Here is a 326-nt window from a genome sequence, read left to right on the forward strand (position 1 = left end):
TGCCCGGCCGCCGTCATAAGGGGCGTGACGCCCTTCACGTCCGCGAGGTTCGGGTCGGCTCCCGCATCGAGAAGGATCTGGACGAAGTCTTCCGCGGCGGGTCCTTCCGCCCTGAGGGCGAGGTGCAGAGGCGTCGCGCCGCCCGTGATCTGCGCGAAGGGCGACGGATCCCCTGCGGGCGGCATCGCGCGGTTGGGATCCGCACCGTTCGTGAGAAGCACGCCCGCCGCGCTCGTCGCCCAATCGGCGCCGCCCGCACGCCAGCCGCGCCCGAGCTGCTGCGCGAGGATCAGAAGCGGCGTGCGGCCTTCCGGATCGGCGGGGGC

Annotated in this window: 1 pseudogene; it reads right to left on the reverse strand. The window is 73.6% G+C overall.

Going from position 1 to position 326, the window contains the following annotated elements:
* A pseudogene (locus HMPREF9440_RS11020) lies at positions 1-326 on the reverse strand (hypothetical protein); the annotation flags it as partial.

Origin of the sequence: Sutterella parvirubra YIT 11816, assembly GCF_000250875.1 — a bacterium.
Lineage (GTDB): Bacteria > Pseudomonadota > Gammaproteobacteria > Burkholderiales > Burkholderiaceae_F > Sutterella > Sutterella parvirubra.